Source organism: uncultured Cytophaga sp., from assembly GCF_937863595.1.
Classification (GTDB): domain Bacteria; phylum Bacteroidota; class Bacteroidia; order Cytophagales; family Cytophagaceae; genus Cytophaga.
Genome location: NZ_CALMGQ010000102.1, coordinates 1 through 19,005, shown reverse-complemented (window position 1 = coordinate 19,005; position 19,005 = coordinate 1). Strand labels below are relative to the sequence as shown.

At 37.5% G+C, this 19,005-nt stretch carries 12 protein-coding genes; 9 read left to right on the top strand and 3 right to left on the bottom strand.

Annotated elements, in window-relative coordinates; translation table 11 throughout:
- From Q0543_RS09615 to Q0543_RS09595, 5 genes are all read left to right on the top strand, one after another.
- Nucleotides 1-1,265 (top strand): T9SS type A sorting domain-containing protein (locus tag Q0543_RS09615; protein WP_299251918.1); only part of this gene is annotated, 1,265 nt, incomplete at its 5' end.
- Nucleotides 1,266-1,295: 30 nt separating this feature from the next.
- Nucleotides 1,296-6,332, top strand: coding sequence for a carbohydrate-binding protein (locus tag Q0543_RS09610; RefSeq protein ID WP_299251916.1), 5,037 nt, complete (start codon nt 1,296-1,298; stop codon nt 6,330-6,332).
- Between the two features lie 355 nt (nt 6,333-6,687).
- On the top strand, nt 6,688-10,425 hold the full coding sequence (locus tag Q0543_RS09605; RefSeq protein ID WP_299251913.1) for a PA14 domain-containing protein: 3,738 nt from the start codon (nt 6,688-6,690) through the stop codon (nt 10,423-10,425).
- A gap of 385 nt (nt 10,426-10,810) precedes the next feature.
- Nucleotides 10,811-11,686: a pirin family protein gene (locus Q0543_RS09600; RefSeq protein WP_299251911.1), complete on the top strand. Its 876-nt coding sequence runs from the start codon at nt 10,811-10,813 to the stop codon at nt 11,684-11,686.
- Nucleotides 11,687-11,825: 139 nt separating this feature from the next.
- Entirely contained in the window at nt 11,826-12,404 is a 579-nt protein-coding gene (locus Q0543_RS09595; protein ID WP_299251908.1) for a nitroreductase family protein, read from the top strand.
- A gap of 73 nt (nt 12,405-12,477) precedes the next feature.
- Here Q0543_RS09595 and Q0543_RS09590 read toward each other — a convergent pair whose 3' ends face one another.
- Nucleotides 12,478-12,882 (bottom strand): DUF2721 domain-containing protein, encoded by a 405-nt coding sequence (locus Q0543_RS09590; RefSeq protein ID WP_299251906.1) that lies wholly within the window; start codon nt 12,880-12,882, stop codon nt 12,478-12,480.
- A 151-nt stretch (nt 12,883-13,033) separates the two neighbouring features.
- Here Q0543_RS09590 and Q0543_RS09585 point away from each other — a divergent pair, with 151 nt between their 5' ends.
- Nucleotides 13,034-13,189, top strand: coding sequence for a hypothetical protein (locus Q0543_RS09585; protein ID WP_299251903.1), 156 nt, complete (start codon nt 13,034-13,036; stop codon nt 13,187-13,189).
- Nucleotides 13,190-13,259: 70 nt separating this feature from the next.
- On the opposite strand, the gene Q0543_RS09580 is transcribed toward Q0543_RS09585, so the two are convergent.
- Nucleotides 13,260-13,955, bottom strand: a complete 696-nt coding sequence (locus Q0543_RS09580) for a DUF2461 domain-containing protein (protein ID WP_299251901.1) — start codon at nt 13,953-13,955, stop codon at nt 13,260-13,262.
- A 124-nt stretch (nt 13,956-14,079) separates the two neighbouring features.
- Between Q0543_RS09580 and Q0543_RS09575 the strand changes: the two genes are divergently transcribed.
- Nucleotides 14,080-14,481 (top strand): YchJ family protein, encoded by a 402-nt coding sequence (locus tag Q0543_RS09575; RefSeq protein ID WP_299251899.1) that lies wholly within the window; start codon nt 14,080-14,082, stop codon nt 14,479-14,481.
- A gap of 13 nt (nt 14,482-14,494) precedes the next feature.
- Nucleotides 14,495-15,181, top strand: a complete 687-nt coding sequence (locus Q0543_RS09570; protein ID WP_299251896.1) for a YdcF family protein — start codon at nt 14,495-14,497, stop codon at nt 15,179-15,181.
- Nucleotides 15,182-15,417: 236 nt separating this feature from the next.
- On the opposite strand, the gene Q0543_RS09565 is transcribed toward Q0543_RS09570, so the two are convergent.
- Nucleotides 15,418-16,749: a voltage-gated chloride channel family protein gene (locus Q0543_RS09565; RefSeq protein WP_299251895.1), complete on the bottom strand. Its 1,332-nt coding sequence runs from the start codon at nt 16,747-16,749 to the stop codon at nt 15,418-15,420.
- 316 nt (nt 16,750-17,065) lie between these two features.
- On the opposite strand from Q0543_RS09565, the gene Q0543_RS09560 reads away from it, so the two are divergent.
- On the top strand, nt 17,066-19,005 hold a 1,940-nt coding region (locus tag Q0543_RS09560), incomplete at its 3' end, for a PAS domain-containing protein (RefSeq protein WP_299251893.1).

Genomic DNA, 19,005 nt, shown 5'->3' with positions numbered 1-19,005 from the left:
TAGCAGATAAAACAGATGCTTGTCCGACGGATCCAAATAAGAAAGTAGCAGGCAATTGTGGTTGCAATAAAATAGAAGGTTCATGTTTGGATTGTGCCGGTGTTGCAAATGGAACAGCGAAAATTGATGCATGTTTAACTTGTGTTGGCGGTACAACGGGTAAAGTAACACTTGATACCGATAAAGACGGCATTGCAGATTGTATCGATCCCGATCAGGATAACGATGGCGTCTTGAATGCAGACGACTGCGCGCCCTTAGATAAGAATATTAAAGGCAAAACGATTTGGTATGCAGATACGGACGGCGATGGCTTTGGTGATCCTGCAGTAACACAATTAGCATGTACAAAACCAACAGGCTATGTAGCAAATAAAACAGATGCTTGTCCGACGGATCCAAATAAAAAAGTAGCAGGCAACTGTGGTTGCAATAAAGTAGAAAGTTCATGTTTGGATTGTGCAGGAGTTGCAAACGGTGCAGCGAAACTTGATGCATGTTTAACATGTGTTGGAGGAACAACGGGTAAAGTAACGCTTGATACGGACAACGATGGTACAGCAGATTGTGTAGATACCGATGATGATAACGATGGTGTATTGGATGCAGACGACTGCGCACCATTGGATAAAAATATTAAAGGTAAAACGATGTGGTATGCAGATACGGACGGCGATGGCTTTGGTGATCCTGCAGTAACACAGCTTGCATGTACAAAACCAACAGGCTATGTAGCAGATAAAACAGATGCTTGTCCGACGGATCCAAATAAAAAAGTAGCAGGCAACTGTGGTTGCAATAAAATAGAAAGTTCATGTTTGGATTGTGCAGGTGTTGCAAATGGTACCGCCGTGCTTGATAACTGTCAGGTTTGCATAGGGGGGACGACAAACAAACAGGAATGTACCAAAGATTGTCATGGAGATTTTGGTGGTACTGCAAGCTTGGATGTTTGTAATGTATGTTCAGGAGGGAATACAGGTATTACTCCGAAGACAAGTGTCGCACAATGTACGGCAACAGGTATTGTCGCAAGTAAAATTTCAAACATACATGTATATCCAAATCCATTTACGGACGATGTGCAAATGGATGGTATAGAAGCAGGATTGATAGAGATTTACGACGCTTCTGGCAAACGTGTATATCAAATAAATGTTGGTGGGGCTATTCGTATTTCGTTATCGGAATATGCATCGGGGATGTATTTATTGAAATTTTCGAATCAAGAATTACAGTATCAAAAAGTACTTATTAAGAAGTAATCAGTTAATTGGACGGTAAAAAAAACTATTATGAAAAAAGATAGAAATTGGACTAGGTGTAAAAATGTGCTTGTTGCAATACTGATTTTTTTAGTCCTAACGCCTGTGTTTTCACAAACGAAAACGCTTACAAAAGAACAATATCGTGACAAGACCTTAGCGATGGTCCTAGGGAGTATAGGTGGTGTATTAACGGGTTATGAATATCTGAATTATTACAATACACCTGATGGATTTTATAAGCCAGGTGCCACAATGCGTTTGCCTAAAGAGCCCATACTTGGCTTGCCAGAAGATTGGTTTATTTTGATGAATGGCACGCTGGGAGGAACAACAAAAGATGAATACAATTATGCACCATGGATTGCAGGGAAAGGCCGTATAAATTCAGATGACGATCAGCACATCGATTTCTTTAATCAATATTTATTGAATCAACATGGATTATCTATTTCCTATGAAGATATAAAAAATGAGTGGCTTAATAAGAAGGTTAGCGATTTTGGTGGTGGAGAAGGAGCCATGCAAGTAATGCGAGATAAAAATTTAATGGCACCACAATGCGGGCATAGAGATCACGGAAACTCTGGTCACTGGCTGCCGGAATGTTATATCGAACATGAAATGATGGGTGCTGCTTTTCCGGGTATGCCAAACAAAGCGTTGGAATTTACGGAACGTTTTTCAAGCATTACCGGTGAAGGTGAATGTGTAACATGGGGTTATTATTGGGCCGCAGCACACTCCATGGCTTTCTTTGAAACGGATATTAGAACTGCAATTCAAAAAGCTGTTAATATTTTACCAGGAAACTCTCGTCCGAGGCAAATGTATGATATCTGTGTGATGCTTAAAAATAAGTATCCAAATGATTGGAGAGCTGCGGTAAAAGATTTGTGGAAAAATTATTGGAGACCTCCATTTGCTGTAGGTTATGATGGCGTAATGATGTTGGGGGATGTAAACAACGGTACTGCATTTTTATCCATTATGTATGGCAATAACGATTACATAACTACGCTCAAAATTTCAAGTTTAGCTGGTGGTGATGGAGATTGTACTGCTTCTGCAGTTGGTGGATTACTTGGAATTATAAAAGGGATGGCTGGTACACCACAAAAATTCAAAGATGATATTTACAACAATGGAGTAGGTGTGTGGATTAATGATGTAGCGCATGCATTTAGCATTAAAGCAAACTACAAAATTGAATGGAAATACGATGAAATTGTTGACATGTATCAACAAAATGCAGAAGCCTCTATTCGTGCTTTTGGTGGTACAGTTACAAGTTTGGGGTATACTATTAAAACAACATCTGGAACGGTGCCTCAAATTGCTACAAACAATTGGGATTTTGAAAATGGTGATTTATCTGGTTGGAAAACATGGAAAAGTGGAACGGCTAGTATTTGGAATGAAAAGCAATGTAACGATGCAACACAAGCATGTTTTGCTGCAACAGGTAAGTACAAAGGTACAATCAATACAACAGGTGCTACTTCAGAAGGGAAATTATTTCAAACAGTTACAGGGCTAATTCCAGGTGCGACATACAAAATTGAAGGACGTATCAATGCAGGTGGTAGAGATGCACGATTGTATGTAGATAATTATGGCGGAGCATATCAATTTGCCTCTATCTACAAAGGTGTATCTCCATTTCCGTTTATGTATTTATATGTAAAAATGGGTGCAACAAATACCTCTTTAGATGTGGGTTTACATGCTCCGCCATCTGCTAGTGCATCTACTTGGTGTAGTATAGATGATATCATTATTACCCAAGTTGAAAGCCCTCCTGTAGTGGTGCGTTATGAAGCAGAATCTGCTATCGTAAATAATGCGCAGATTCTTTCCAATGCCAGTGCTTCTGGTGGGAAGTATATCGGTTATTTAAGTGCTGCGGATAGTTATTTAGAATTTAATAAAATTAATGCAAGTTATTCGGGTGAATATATTCTTCGATTGAACTATGCAAACAATGGAGATTTTGCACAACAGAAAATTTTTGTGAATGGAAATTTTATCGGATTGATTGAGCATTCTGACACAGGACCTTGGGGATTATTCTCTGCGAATGTTACGGATATATTTGTGAAATTAAATAAAGGATTAAATACGATCCGAATAGGGACGAATACAAATTCTGTTGAAGTTGATTACATTGATTTAGTGAGTCCATACGGTTTAGAAGGGAAACCTTCCCTTGACTTAGATTTGGTAGATGGTGGTATTTATAAAATCATAAATAAAAAATCGCAAAAGGTATTAGATGTTAGTGGTACGATTGCGAATGGAAGTTTCTTGGTTCAAAATACATTTACTTCTGCTCAAAGTCAGTATTTTAAATTGAAGAAATCAAACGGAATTTATTATTTGTCACCTATTCTAAACGAGAATATGGTAGTTGAAATAAATGGCGCAGGTGTCAATAATGGTGATAAACTTGGGCTATGGTCTAGCTGGAATGGAGATACACAGCAGTGGGCTATTTTGGATGCTGGACAAAATGATGGATATTATAAAATAGTAAATCAAAAAAGTGGTAAAGGTATGGACGTTGCTGGTGGAAGTACAGCTGATGGTGCCACTGTTTTTCAATGGGAATATTTAAATGGGGATAATCAAAAATGGCGTTTCGATTTTGTTGGTACTAATACCGATAATTTACCGGTTTACATTCCTGGAAAAATTGAAGCTGAAAAATATGTAAACGCATTTGGTATTCAAAAGCAAACCACCACAGATGTTGGTGGTGGAGAAAATGTATCCTATATAGAAAATGGAGATTGGATTGAATTTAATACCTATGTAAATAAAGCTGGGAAATATACGTTTACATTCCGCACGGCAAGTGCTACAGCAGGCGGAAATATTGTACTTAAATCTGGAAACACAAGCCTTGCAACGGTTTCAGTAACAGCTACGGGTGGATGGCAGACTTGGAAAACAACAACCGCGGAAATAAATCTTCCAACGGTTGGACTTCAAACACTTCGTTTAACATTTACTGGTGCTGCAGGAAGCTTATTCAATATCAATTGGTTTGAAGCGCAACCGTTCAAAGATTGTGCAGGTGTTGAATTTGGTACCGCAGTGTTGGATGTTTGCACTACTTGTGTTGGGGGGACAACAGGCAAGACAACACTTGATACCGATAAAGACGGCATTGCAGATTGTATTGACCCCGATCAGGATAACGATGGTGTCTTGAATGCAGACGACTGCGCACCATTAGATAAGAATATTAAAGGCAAAGCAATTTGGTATGCAGATACCGACGGCGATGGTTTTGGCGATCCTGCAGTTACAATGCTTGCATGTACAAAACCAGCAGGCTATGTAACAGACAAAACAGATGCGTGTCCGACGGACCCAAATAAAAAAGTAGCCGGGAACTGCGGTTGTAATAAAGCGGAAGGTTCGTGTTTGGATTGTGCTGGTGTCGCCAATGGTACGGCAACACTCGATGCCTGTTTGACTTGTGTTGGTGGTACAACAGGAAAGGTAACACTTGATACAGACAAAGATGGTATTGCAGATTGTATTGACCCCGATCAGGATGACGATGGTGTCTTGAATGCAGATGATTGTGCACCGTTGGATCCACTCATCAAAGGGAAAACGATATGGTATGCAGATATGGATGGCGATGGCTTTGGCGACCCAGAGGTAACGCAATTAGCATGTACAAAACCAACAGGATATGTGGCAGATAAAACAGATGCGTGTCCGACGGATCCAAATAAGAAAGTAGCAGGCAACTGTGGTTGCAATAAAGCGGAAGGTTCCTGTTTGGATTGTGCAGGTGTTGCCAACGGTACAGCAACACTAGATGCCTGTTTGACTTGTGTTGGGGGAACAACGGGAAAGGTAACACTTGATACAGACAACGATGGTATTGCAGATTGTATTGACCCCGATCAGGATAACGATGGTGTCTTGAATGCAGACGACTGCGCACCCTTAGATAAGAATATTAAAGGCAAAGCAATTTGGTATGCAGATACTGACGGCGATGGCTTTGGCGATCCTGCAGTGACACAGCTTGCATGTACAAAACCAGCAGGCTATGTAACAGACAAAACAGATGCGTGTCCGACGGACCCAAATAAAAAGACAGCAGGCAACTGCGGTTGCAATAAAGCGGAAGGTTCATGTTTGGATTGTGCTGGTGTCGCAAACGGTACTGCAACACTCGATGCCTGTTTGACTTGTGTTGGGGGAACAACGGGAAAGGTAACACTTGATACAGACAACGATGGTATTGCAGATTGTATTGACCTCGATCAGGATAACGATGGTATCTTGAATGCAGACGACTGCGCGCCCTTAGATAAGAATATTAAAGGTAAAACGATTTGGTATGCAGATACCGACGGCGATGGTTTTGGCGATCCTGCAGTTACAATGCTTGCATGTACAAAACCAGCAGGCTATGTAACAGACAAAACAGATGCGTGTCCGACGGACCCCAATAAAAAAATAGCAGGCAACTGCGGTTGCAATAAAGTAGAAAATTCGTGTTTGGATTGTGCTGGTGTCGCAAACGGTACTGCCGTACTTGACAATTGTAAAACCTGTGTTGGTGGAACAACAGGCAAAGAAGCGTGTACAACAGACTGTGCAGGTGTACCAGGTGGTACGGCATATTTAGACAATTGTCAAACGTGTGTAGGAGGTACAACAAGCATAGACGCCTGTACCAAAGATTGTCATGGTGATTTTGGTGGTACTGCAAGCTTGGATGTTTGTAATATATGTTCGGGTGGCAATACAGGTATCACTCCGAAGTCAAGCATTGCAGCATGTACCGCAACAAGTATTGTTTCGAGTAAAATTGCGAATATCAATGTGTATCCGAATCCCTTTGCAGATGCCGTTCAGGTTGATGGCATAGAAGCAGGATTGATTGAAATCTATGATGCATCCGGTAAGCGCATATACCAACAAAACGTTGGTGGAGATGCACATATTTCACTTTCCGAATATGCATCGGGTATGTATTTATTGAAATTCTCAAACGAAGAATTACAGTATCAAAAAGTGTTGATTAAAAAATAATCAATGTGTAAAACGGAATAGATTCTATCGACCGTCTATTCCGTTTTTATGCCAAATCTAAATCCATTTCAGTACGGTGTTAATTCGGCATGGTTGTATCTTTTCGACAAACCATTCTTAACGATTGGACGAATCTCAAATACGAGATGGTATGAATTAAAATGATGACAGGATTATGTTCTTCTTACGAGCTTGCAGAAAACATGTTTATGTGAATGATACTATTTATGGAATCATATATTTTGCGCCATTGATTCGATCAATAAATGCAGAAAGCCTGTCATATCAAAGCTGGGGCATTGTACCTATAATTAAAAGGAAATAGATTTAATATGGATATTAAATGTATAGCAAAATGAAAAGACAAAACATATTTCAACGCATAGGTATTGTATTTATTTTTTTACTAAGCAATTTGAATGCGTTTGCATTTGAAGAAGGTATTCGTATTGCTTGGGATTATCAAACGGCAAAGCAGGTCAATAATGGCGTCTATGCGCGTATTCATCCCATTCATAACAATCAATTTTCCTTAGTGTATAGTGATGGTCCGGATGTTTGGATTCGTAGGAGTTCAGACCAGTGTAAGACCTGGGATACACGCGTATTGGTGCATCACGAAGATGGGTACAACAATACCAATGCGGAATTGGTGACACTTGCAAATGGCTGGTTGGTATATGCGTGGAACGGCAGACCCATGACGGAAAATTCTGTTCCTTATATCATTAAAACAAAAATTTCGAAAGACAATGGAAATACTTGGATCGAAGAACGACTCATCTATTCCGCAGACAATACCTTTCAAAATGGCTGCTGGGAGCCGTCTTTGTTGCAACTGCCTACAGGAGAAATTCAATTGTATTTTGCAAATGAAAATCCGTATCGAAATAATGCCGATCAAGAAATTAGTATGTATCGGTCGTTTGATAATGGATTGACGTGGAGCGATTATACAACTGTTTCGTATAGAGCTGGACATAGAGATGGGATGCCCGTTCCCGTGTATTTACAAAATAATAAAGGTATTGCATATTGTATCGAAGATAATGGCTTGAACGGAGATTTTAAACCATCGATTGTTACTTCTTCAACTGCAGATAATTGGAAACAAGGTGCTGCACTTTGGAATAGTAATAGACGTTGGGGAGCTTTGCGAAGTGATTATGCATTGGGAAGTGCTGTATATGCTGGTGCACCGTATTTGATACAACTTCCTTCTGGTGAAACAGTATTGTCTACACAGAGCTCAGAAGGTAGAATAAATGGGAACGATGCTTTTACAGAAGTATACATTGGTACAGACGAAGCAAAAGATTTTTCTCGTAAATCAACACCTTTTCCATGGATACCTGCAACAGGAAATGCCTTATGGAATGCAATGGCAGTGCTAAATGATTCAACCATTATTCTTGTAAGTTCTTTAAATACGGCAGGTGCTGGTCCGGGTGGAATATGGACAATACAAGGTAGGATTATAAAATCCATGAACGCTCCTAAAGCAAGCATTGTCGTGGATGGAATTTCGAATGAAGCAACGTGGAACGCAGCCTCATCAATTTTTATAGGTTCTCAATCAGCCAGTAATCTAAGTACAAAAATTTCTTACGACGATCAAAATCTATATGTATTGTGTGATGTGAAAGATCAACAATTATGGGCCGATTCCCCAACTGTAGCATGGGATGACGATGGTGTTGAAATATATCTGGATCCTCAAAATAAAAGCTGTAAAGGTTTGTGCTCTGGTATGTATAAATTTTTATTCAATATTGGAGGAGGGACATTATTTAGTAAAGTTAATGCATCCAATGTCTGGGAAAACATTACTCCACAAAATATTTCTGTTTCTTATAAACTGAATGGCTTATTAAATAATAATTCAGGTACAGATATAGGGTATGTAATGGAAATTGCAATTCCTTGGAATCAGATCGGCGGAAAGCCACAGCCGACGAATGGTTGGGGGATTCATCTTAAAATGCACGATGACGATACGGGTGGGGCGGCAGAGTTTCACGAAGATTTATCTGGAGACGACCCAAACAATGCCGCAACATTTTTTAAAGCAAGCCTTGATTTTGGCGGCAGCGGAATTGGATTGTCTGCTTTTTATTATGAAGGACAAAATTTCGAAACCTTTAAAGTATGTAGAACCGATGCAAGGATTGATTTTAATTGGGGGAATGGTTCGCCCGATCCGAAAATACCCGTTGATAATTTTAGTGCACAGTGGAAAGGAAATATCAATGTACCTGTTTCTGGAGAATACACTTTTTACATCACCTCAGATAATGGACGACGATTGATGATTGATAACAAGCTAGTCATCGATAAATGGGTCAGTGATTGGGATATTGAATATTCAGGAAAAATAACCCTTCAAGCGGGTGTAAATTATCCGATTGAATTGGATTATTTTGAAGAAAAGGGCGGTGCCAATATTATCTTTGAATGGTCTCATGCATTGATTCCTAAATCCATAGTGCCAGCAGATTATTTATACAAAAATATTTGTGGCTGTTCAGAAGGAAGTGCAACGATAGATACCGACAACGATGGCATCGCAGATTGCATCGATCCCGATCAGGATAACGATGGTGTCTTGAATGCAGACGACTGCGCGCCCTTAGATAAGAATATTAAAGGTAAAACGATTTGGTATGCAGATACCGACGGCGATGGTTTTGGCGATCCTGCAGTTACACAGCTTGCATGTACAAAACCAGCAGGCTATGTAACAGACAAAACAGATGCGTGTCCGACGGACCCAAATAAAAAAGTAGCCGGGAACTGCGGTTGTAATAAAGCGGAAGGTTCGTGTTTGGATTGTGCTGGTGTCGCCAATGGTACGGCAACACTCGATGCCTGTTTGACTTGTGTTGGCGGCACAACGGGTAAGGTAACATTAGATACCGATAAAGATGGCATTGCAGATTGTATCGATCCCGATCAAGATAACGATGGCGTCTTGAATGCAAACGACTGCGCGCCCTTAGATAAGAATATTAAAGGCAAAACGATTTGGTATGCCGATACCGACGGTGATGGCTTTGGCGATCCTGCAGTGACACAGCTTGCATGTACAAAACCAGCAGGCTATGTAGCAGACAAAACAGATGCTTGTCCGACCGACCCCAACAAAAAAATAGCAGGTAATTGCGGTTGCAATAAAGTAGAGAACTCATGTTTGGATTGTGCGGGTGTAGCAAACGGTACAGCAACGCTCAATGCCTGTTTGACTTGTGTTGGCGGCACAACGGGTAAGGTAACACTTGATACCGATAAAGACGGCATTGCCGATTGCATCGATCCCGATCAGGATAACGATGGCGTATTAAACGCAGACGACTGCGCGCCCTTAGATAAGAATATTAAAGGCAAAACGATTTGGTATGCCGATACCGACGGTGATGGCTTTGGCGATCCTGCAGTGACACAGCTTGCATGTACAAAACCAGCAGGCTATGTAGCAGACAAAACAGATGCGTGTCCAACCGACCCAAATAAAAAGGCAGCAGGCAACTGCGGTTGCAATAAAGTAGAAAATTCGTGTTTGGATTGTGCTGGTGTCGCAAACGGTACTGCCGTACTTGACAATTGTAAAACCTGTGTTGGTGGAACAACAGGCAAAGAAGCGTGTACAACAGACTGTGCAGGTGTACCAGGTGGTACGGCATATTTAGACAATTGTCAAACGTGTGTAGGAGGTACAACAAGCATAGACGCCTGTACCAAAGATTGTCATGGTGATTTTGGTGGTACTGCAAGCTTGGATGTTTGTAATATATGTTCGGGTGGCAATACAGGTATCACTCCGAAGTCAAGCATTGCAGCATGTACCGCAACAAGTATTGTTTCGAGTAAAATTGCGAATATCAATGTGTATCCGAATCCCTTTGCAGATGCCGTTCAGGTTGATGGCATAGAAGCAGGATTGATTGAAATCTATGATGCATCCGGTAAGCGCATATACCAACAAAACGTTGGTGGAGATGCACATATTTCACTTTCCGAATATGCATCGGGTATGTATTTATTGAAATTCTCAAACGATGAATTACAGTATCAAAAAGTGTTGATTAAAAAATAAGAGTTATTAAAGGTTGTTGAAGTAGTTTTTTAAGTGTACTATGGAATGTTAGAACACCATAGTATCAAATGTTCAGTGAGGTCTGCATCTGGAGAGGTGCAGACCTTTTTATTTTTGACATGAATTTTACGTAACTCTTTTTTTTATGATTTAATCACTTGAGTTACTGCAATCATATTGGTTGGGGAATAATAAAAAATTACTAAAATAAGGTCGTATATTCTCCTTTGTTCTGGGTAACGTATGTTCAAAAGCGACCCTTTTTTTCTAAACGTCCGTTCCTAATCTAAGCAGTTGGGATTAATTCTTATATTCGTACCCAAAACGAACGAAATATATAAATTAGATGTTTAAACATGTATATTTGGTAAAACCTTCAATTTATATGGACAGGAACGATTTTATTAAGAAAGGGTTGATGGGAGCAGGACTTATTGCATCAGGATCAGCCGTCGCTACCGTTTTGAAAAAAGAACATGATTCAAGTAACACAATCGAGCATTTAGGTTTTAATCACATACCAAACACACAATCTACTACTAATATGGAAAATACTGTATTACATAAAGCAAGCACACGAGGAGATGCCAATCATGGTTGGTTGCATAGCAAGCACACGTTTAGTTTTGCAAATTATTATAATCCCGAACGCATGAATTTTGGAGTCTTGCGGGTATTAAATGATGATATTGTTTCTGGCGGAAAGGGTTTTGGTACCCACCCACACGACAATATGGAAATTATTAGTATTCCTCTTAAAGGTGACTTAGAACACAAGGATAGTATGGGGAATGTAACGGTAATTAAAAATGGAGATGTTCAAGTGATGTCTGCCGGTACAGGAATTCAGCACAGTGAGTATAATAAGAATACCGAAAATGAAGTTCGTTTTTTACAAATTTGGGTACATCCAAATAAACGAAATGTAACACCACGTTACGATCAAATTACGCTGAAAGCAGAAGATAGACATAATACCTTTCAACAAATTCTTTCTCCAAATGCAGATGATGCAGGAGTTTGGATTCACCAAAATGCATGGTTTCATTTGGCAACATTTGATGCACAGCACAGTCAAGTATACAAAATGAAGGATAAGGCAAACGGATTGTATGTGTTTGATTTAACTGGTGACATACGTGTGAATGGTCAACTCTTAAATACACGTGATGGTTTTGGTATATGGAATGTAGAAGAAGTACGTATTGAGGCTGATACCAATGCAGAGTTCTTGTTGATGGAAGTACCAATGACTAGTTGAAATTCCAAATAACAAAAAACAAATTCCAAACTGCTAATAGATTCATATACTATTTCTTTTAAACGGAGCTTTGGAATATTCTCTTGCAAACGTACCATTAATGGTGTAGATTAATACTTGTAAATAAACGTATCAAAATATGGCTCATATTAATAAGGCAATAACCAAACAACCTATTTTAGAATTATTTAAAGAGAGATGGAGTGCACGTTCATTTTCAGATAAGAGTATAAGTAAAGATTCCATCCATACCATTCTAGAAGCAGCTACATGGGCTGCAAGTGCAAGCAATGAACAGCCGTGGTTGTATCGATTTGCTCTCAAAGGGAGTGCTGGTTTCGATGCAATTTTTGATTGTCTATTGCCAGGTAACCAACCTTGGAATAAAAAAGCTGCTGGATTTATCGTTGCTATTGCACGCACTACATTAAGTGCTTCTGGCAAACCAAATCCATATGCAGAGCATGATTTAGGCATGGCGAATGCACATATATTGTTGCAGGCCTCAGCAATGGATATCATTACACACCCGATGGCGGGTTTCGACAAAACGAAAATAACAGAAGTATTGAAATTGTCTGATACAGAGAATGTACTCTGTGTTATTGCACTAGGTTATCTAGATGAAGCAGAAAAATTAGAAGAACCTTTTAAATCACGAGAGATCGCACCACGTGTACGTAAAGGTTTTGATGAGGTGGTGAAGGAAATTTTTTAGTTGCCAGTTTCCAGTTGCTAGTTTCTAGAATATAAATTTATTCATCTAGAAACTAGTAACTAGTACCTAGAAACTACTTCTCTATCAAATGCTCTACATCTTTTATTTGTATCAAAAGCGCTTTGTTCGACAAATAGACTTCTACTGCGCACAATGCCAAGGATAATAACATGGTTATTAAGCTCAATCCAAAAACGATATATACCCATTTATCTAAGTTGTAAAAAATTAAAAACATTGATAATGCGGAGATAAACATGGTGGCAATTCCGAGTAATTGCATGTTACGGATTAAAAAAATACGTTTTTTTAAAATGCCTATTTGCTCAATGATTACATTCGATTTTTCTGTTTGATATTGGTTATGTAAGGAACGAATGCGATTGCTTATAGCTATGTATCTATTTGTATACGCAAGTAACAAAAGAGAAATTGTTGGGAATAATAGGGCTGGGGTATTTAAAGTTACTTCGTGCATGGCTGATCATTTGGTTATTAAAGCTACTGATTTTTCATTATAAATACGGTTTATGCACTTCAAATAGCCTTATTTGAATAAATTTGGTACATAAATGACTTCAAACATATATTTTTGTTGGCATCTTTTCTTAAAAATTGTACCTTGTAGCATGAAAGCAACTCTATTCGATTACGAAATCCGGGCTAAATACCGAAAATTGATATTAACAGTTTCAAGTGCTGAAGCAAAAAGAATCATCATGAAAGGTGATGATGAATGTGCACCTGTTGAAAAAGAAAAACTAGCTGCAATATTAAAAGGATAAGTTAGTAACGGTTTCGTTTTATATTCTTTATGAAAAACACTTAATCAAATGCTGGTTATGTGTTTTTTTTTTATAATTCCTCCCCATTTAAATCGCTTGTTAAAATTTCACTCATATAATCTAAATACGGTCGCATTTTTTTAAACGTATTAGAAACGGTTATATGGAAATTTTTGTCCAATACTTCTTCGTTTGAAAAGGTATGCTTTACTATAAACTGTTTTTTTCGAATCAATTCGATGGCTTCATCTGTAACGTCAAATCCTCTTGGCGCGGTCTTGACTTCCTCTCCAACCAATTCATGAAAAGTATTTTTAAAGGATGTTTGATTGAGAATTTTCTTTAATCTTTTGGGTTCAGAAGAAATATGTTTTCGAATGTGCAATAAATCGGCTGCATTTGGTGAGAAAAATCCTCCAGCAACAAACGTATTATTAGGTTCTATGTGAAAATAATAACCTCCTCTGCGTTCTTTAGAAGCCCGCTTAAATGAACCGCTGAAATGATTTTTATACGGAATTTTCTCTTTTGAAAATCGGGTGTCTTTGTAAATTCGATACAAACTTTTTTTACCTGAAATTGTTTCTAAAGAATCGTGTTTGTTCATTTCTAAGAGGGTTGCATCTGCAAATAAAACAAGTTCAGCATGCGCTTGTTCATACTGTTTTTTATTTTTAGCAAACCATTCCCTGGAATTATTCTTTGAAATTTTCTTTAAGAAAATCAATCCCAATTCAAGTGTGTATGTTTTTTTTGTGCCCGTCATGTATACAATATATTAAACATTTTCGGAACTTGTATTGTTCTTAAGAAGAGGTTTTTTTGTATATTTATAAGAGCTCTTTTATAAGGACTTAGTAAATCAATTGATAATTTGTTCGGTACTTAGTATGGAATTGTGTGCGTGTGGAACTGGTAATGAATATATGGATTGCTGCGCTAAATACATAAGTATGAATGCATATCCTCTAACTGCAGAGCAATTGATGCGTTCTAGATATGTGGCGTATGTTAAATGCGAAATTTCATATATCATTCAAACAACGGATACTTCTACGCGTTCCTTATACAATGTAAAATCTATCGGAGAATGGGCAAGTACATCTCACTGGCAGAAATTGGAAATCATTTCTACTTCAGAAGGATTGGAAAAGGATACGAAAGGATACGTTGAATTTAAAGCATATTATTTAGATGCTAAAAACAAACAGAATATACATCATGAGTATTCTACTTTTAAAAAGGTAAAGGATGTATGGTACTTTGTTGAGGGTAAAGTTTATACGGTTTAGTAACAGAAGTAAAATGAAAGATTGGAAAATTCGTTTGATATTATTTACAAGCGTCTTTTATTTTAATGCTTGCGCATTTGTAAATAGAAGATATTATACCGACCCAGGTATTTATTTTGAAGCAGCTAAGGCAAATGCTCCATATGATGCAGTGATCGTTCCTGGTTTTCCTCATGTTAAGGATAGTATGACATCGATTGTGCAAAACAGAGTTTTATGGGCTTGGTATTTATATGAAAATGGGTTTGCGAAAAATGTTATATTTTCTGGCGGTGCTGTATATACTCCGTACAAAGAGTCAGAGATTATGGCTATGTACGCCATTCAACTTGGTATTCCTAAAGAGCATGTATTTGTGGATACACAAGCAGAACACAGTACGGAGAATTTATATTATTCGTATAAAATTGCTCAAAAAAACCAGTTCAAAAGAGTTGCTTTTGCAACCGATATTGCACAGTCAAGTTTTGTTTACAGTTTAAACAACGAAGAATTAAAGATTCCGGTAGACTTTATTCCAATTGTATATGATACGTTAAAAACTGTTGTTCGCATTGAACCAAACATAAATCAACAGGAAGCACATGTAGAAGATTTTGTTTCAATTGTTGATCGTGAAAGTATATGGAAACGATTGCGCGGAACTAGGGGAGATAAGGTAAAGAAGATGATGCGAGGTGATAGGATGAATAGTTTATAGTTGTGAGATGCAAATAGGATTTATTATAAAATAATACATTATTCCTAATTGTTATTTTATAAAGTAGGAATAACCAGTACAATTTGAATTGCCGCAGTAGCTTGCCGTTTTGTCTTTTCGACCAACCACTTGCTAATAAATTACGCCAAAGTACAAACTGATAAAGTAGAATTATGCATGTATCGATAAAATAGGTATTTAGTCGTCTACCTAGTAACTCGACCCTAGTAACTAGTCTACAAATTCGTTAACATTATTTTTTCGTCTTTTTTAAGTTCTTCGCTTTTTGCTTCTCCTACAATCTGACTGGTATAAATACTCACGTGTCCAGAACAGATATAGGCTATTGCGCAAGCGATTGCAACATAGACGCCACAAGCACTTCCGAACAATTCTATGCCCATAAAAATACACGCTATGGGTGTATTTGTAGCACCTGAGAAGACCGCAACAAAACCCATTCCTGCTAGTAGTGCTGTTGGTATGGGAAGGATTATGGATAATGCACTGCCTAGTGCTGCACCGATAAAAAATAACGGTGTTACTTCACCACCTTTAAACCCACAGCTAAGCGTTAATGCAGTTAAAAATAATTTTAATAGAAAATCATAACTATGAGCAGGTTGTTGAAACGAATCAACAATCCCTGATACTCCTAAACCAATAAATTTTGTATTATTAAAGTAATATAAAAGAATTAAAAAGATACAGCTTAATACAATTCCACCTACAAAGGGGCGGATAGGTGGATAGGGAAATACTGTTTTAAATAATTTTGATAGGTGTTCCATTGTTTTAATAAACAACAAAGACGTTAGTCCAAAACAAATACCTGCTACAATGCTATAGAGAAAAAATGGACCTGTTAAATTGGGAATAATAGCTATGTGATAGGCTGTATGATGAACCATCCAAAAATCTGTTGTAATGTAATTGGCAATAAGTGCGGAAAATAAGACTGGAATTAATGCTTGATAACGAATCTTTCCAATCACACAAATTTCAAGAGCAAAAATTGCACCTGCTAATGGTGTTCCAAATACAGAAGAAAACCCTGCAGCGATACTAGCCAATAAAATTATTTTTCGATCTTCTATAGATAGATGGATAATGCGTGTGAGCTGATCGGATAGTGAGCCACTCATTTGAATAGCTGTTCCTTCTCTGCCCGCAGAACCACCAACAATATGAGTTAATAATGTACCTATTAAAACCATTGGAGCCATCTTCACAGGGATTCTAGGTTTTATTGGTTCATGAATATTTTCAATTAATAAGTTATTTCCAGATTCAATTCCTTTTCCCCAATAATAATAGAATGCTCCAACAATAAAACCACCTATCGGTAATAAGTATAAAAGCCAATAATTTTTATCGCGATAACTACCAATCCATTCAAGCGATTCTAAAAAGAATGCAGATGCAGAACCAGCTAGGATTCCAATTAAAAAACTAATCAAGATCCATTTAATAATATAAACAAACCAAGGTGCTTTTTGTATAGGAAGAAAGGTTGGATTAAAGGACAAGGTAATATTGTTTAAGTGTGCAATTAAGATGGTTAACAAATATATTGTTTAAATGATTGAATATCAAATGGCAGAATTGGAATTTATTAATCCTGCTGTATGATAAAAGATTCTAATTTTTCGGTTTTAGTCTTTATCATGCAACGTCACGTGTTGTTCGAACTTGGATGCTGCCATTTATTAAAATATTTTACTTATAAATAAATGTCGACTTTCCAATGAAAAAGTTGATATATGCCTGGTGCATGTTGTAACAAATAGTTCGAATGCTTCGAATGCTTCGAATAAAAATGAGTTTTTGAATATATTAAATTAAAATTTTATACGTATATTCACTTATTAATTCATAAGCAGAATGCATTTAATTTCTGGATCTATTAACTCCAAGTATGTAAATTTTTTATCTGCGGAAGGTGAAATGTCACGCAGAATTCTTGACTACGATTGGTCTAAAACGAGTTTGGGTCCACTTGAAACTTGGCCTCAAAGTTTACTCACAACATTAAGTATCTTATTGCATTCAAAATTTCCCATGATTCTTTTTTGGGGAAATGATCGTATACAATTTTATAACGATGCCTATAGACCGAGTTTGGGGAACGAAGAAAACCACCCAAGAGCTTTAGGTAAAAAGGGCGAAGAATTTTGGGGTGAGGTATGGGTATATGTTTCTTCTATGATTGAACGCGTCTATAAGGGCGATTCTACATGGGATGAAGATTTGTTGGTTCCTATTCATCGTAATGGTAAGATGGAAGATGTGTATTGGACGTTTAGCTATAGTCCAGTATTTATAGAAGACGGTACCATCGGAGCGGTATTGGTAGTTGTTAACGAAACTACCCAGGCGGTTACTAATTTAAAAAGAATCGAAGAGAGTGAAGATAAACTACGCTTTGCTATAGATGCTGCTGAATTTGGGACTTGGGATTTTAATCCGCATACAAATACGTTTGATGCAAACGATAGATTAAAGGAGTGGTTTGGACTACCTAAAGATAAACCTTTTGATTTAGAACAGGCTCTTAAATCAATTGATACAGAAGATGTAGAATATGCTACCAGTGCTATTGCAAAAGCAATGAGTTTTTCTTCAGGTGGTTTGTATAATATTGAATATGCTGTCATACATCCGATTACTAAACAGCGCAGGTATCTTAACGCTAAGGGTAGATCGTGGTTTAATGAAAATAAGGAATTGATTCGATTTAATGGTGTCTTACAAGATATTACCGAAGATGTTTTATATCTAAAAAAATTGGAGTGTAGTCAAAAAGAGCTCCAATCTACAACGGATAGGCTTGAATTGGCTTTAGATTCTGGAGAGATTGGTCATTATGAATGGGATATTGATTCCGATGTAATGAAATGTAATAACCAATACAAGAAAATATTTGGTTATTCAGAATTCTATCAACCAACTTATCAAGAGTTCACTTCGAAAATTTTACCAACAGATGTTAAGGTAAGGAATGCAGCGTTAAAAAAAGCCATACATCAAGGAGGTATTTACAATGCAGAATACCGTATTGTTTCGCCCAATGAAGAAATAAGATGGGTGAAATCGTTTGGTAAGGTATTGTGTAATGACGAAAATAAGCCCACAAGACTTATTGGGATGATACTCGATATTACAGAACACAAAATATTTTCCGAAGAACTAGCCCGCCAAGTTAGAGAACGTACTGCTGAATTGAAGCAAACAAATACAGACTTATCGCAATTTGCACATGTTGCCAGTCATGATTTAAAAGAACCTGTTCGGAAAGTTAAAATATTTTGTGGTAGGCTTCAAGATGAATATTCTGCGGGCTTACCAGAAAGAGCACATATCTATTTAGAAAAAATACAACAGGCTACCAATAGAATGATATCTATGATAGACGGTGTATTAACATATTCTACCTTAACAAATCTAGACTCTAAATTGGTTAGCGTAGATATAAATCTAATTATTGAAGAAATTAAAAAAGATTTAGAATTAATAATTCTAGAAAAAAATGCACGAATATATGTCCAGCAATTTCCGAATGTTGAAGGAATTGAAGTTTTAATCTATCAATTGTTTTATAATTTGATTTTGAATGCCTTGAAATTTTCAAAAGAGGATGAGTCCTGTACAATACATATTTCATATCAAGATGTAGAATTGATTAAATTGAAATATTTGAAAATTAGCATAAGCGACAATGGCATTGGGTTTTCGAATGAATCGGTATCTAAAATGTTTGACCCTTTTGTCCGTTTAAATGCAAAAGACAAATACGAAGGTACTGGACTAGGCCTGGCTTTATG

What these genes read in the sequence shown, in the direction of transcription:
- Q0543_RS09595 (WP_299251908.1), top strand. Translation starts at nt 11,826, where the DNA reads ATGGCTCATATTAATAAGGCAATAACCAAACAACCTATTTTAGAATTA.
- Q0543_RS09570 (WP_299251896.1), top strand. Translation starts at nt 14,495, where the DNA reads ATGAAAGATTGGAAAATTCGTTTGATATTATTTACAAGCGTCTTTTAT.
- Q0543_RS09585 (WP_299251903.1), top strand. Translation starts at nt 13,034, where the DNA reads ATGAAAGCAACTCTATTCGATTACGAAATCCGGGCTAAATACCGAAAA.
- Q0543_RS09575 (WP_299251899.1), top strand. Translation starts at nt 14,080, where the DNA reads ATGGAATTGTGTGCGTGTGGAACTGGTAATGAATATATGGATTGCTGC.
- Q0543_RS09580 (WP_299251901.1), bottom strand. Translation starts at nt 13,955, where the DNA reads ATGACGGGCACAAAAAAAACATACACACTTGAATTGGGATTGATTTTC.
- Q0543_RS09590 (WP_299251906.1), bottom strand. Translation starts at nt 12,882, where the DNA reads ATGCACGAAGTAACTTTAAATACCCCAGCCCTATTATTCCCAACAATT.
- Q0543_RS09600 (WP_299251911.1), top strand. Translation starts at nt 10,811, where the DNA reads ATGGACAGGAACGATTTTATTAAGAAAGGGTTGATGGGAGCAGGACTT.
- Q0543_RS09610 (WP_299251916.1), top strand. Translation starts at nt 1,296, where the DNA reads ATGAAAAAAGATAGAAATTGGACTAGGTGTAAAAATGTGCTTGTTGCA.
- Q0543_RS09605 (WP_299251913.1), top strand. Translation starts at nt 6,688, where the DNA reads ATGAAAAGACAAAACATATTTCAACGCATAGGTATTGTATTTATTTTT.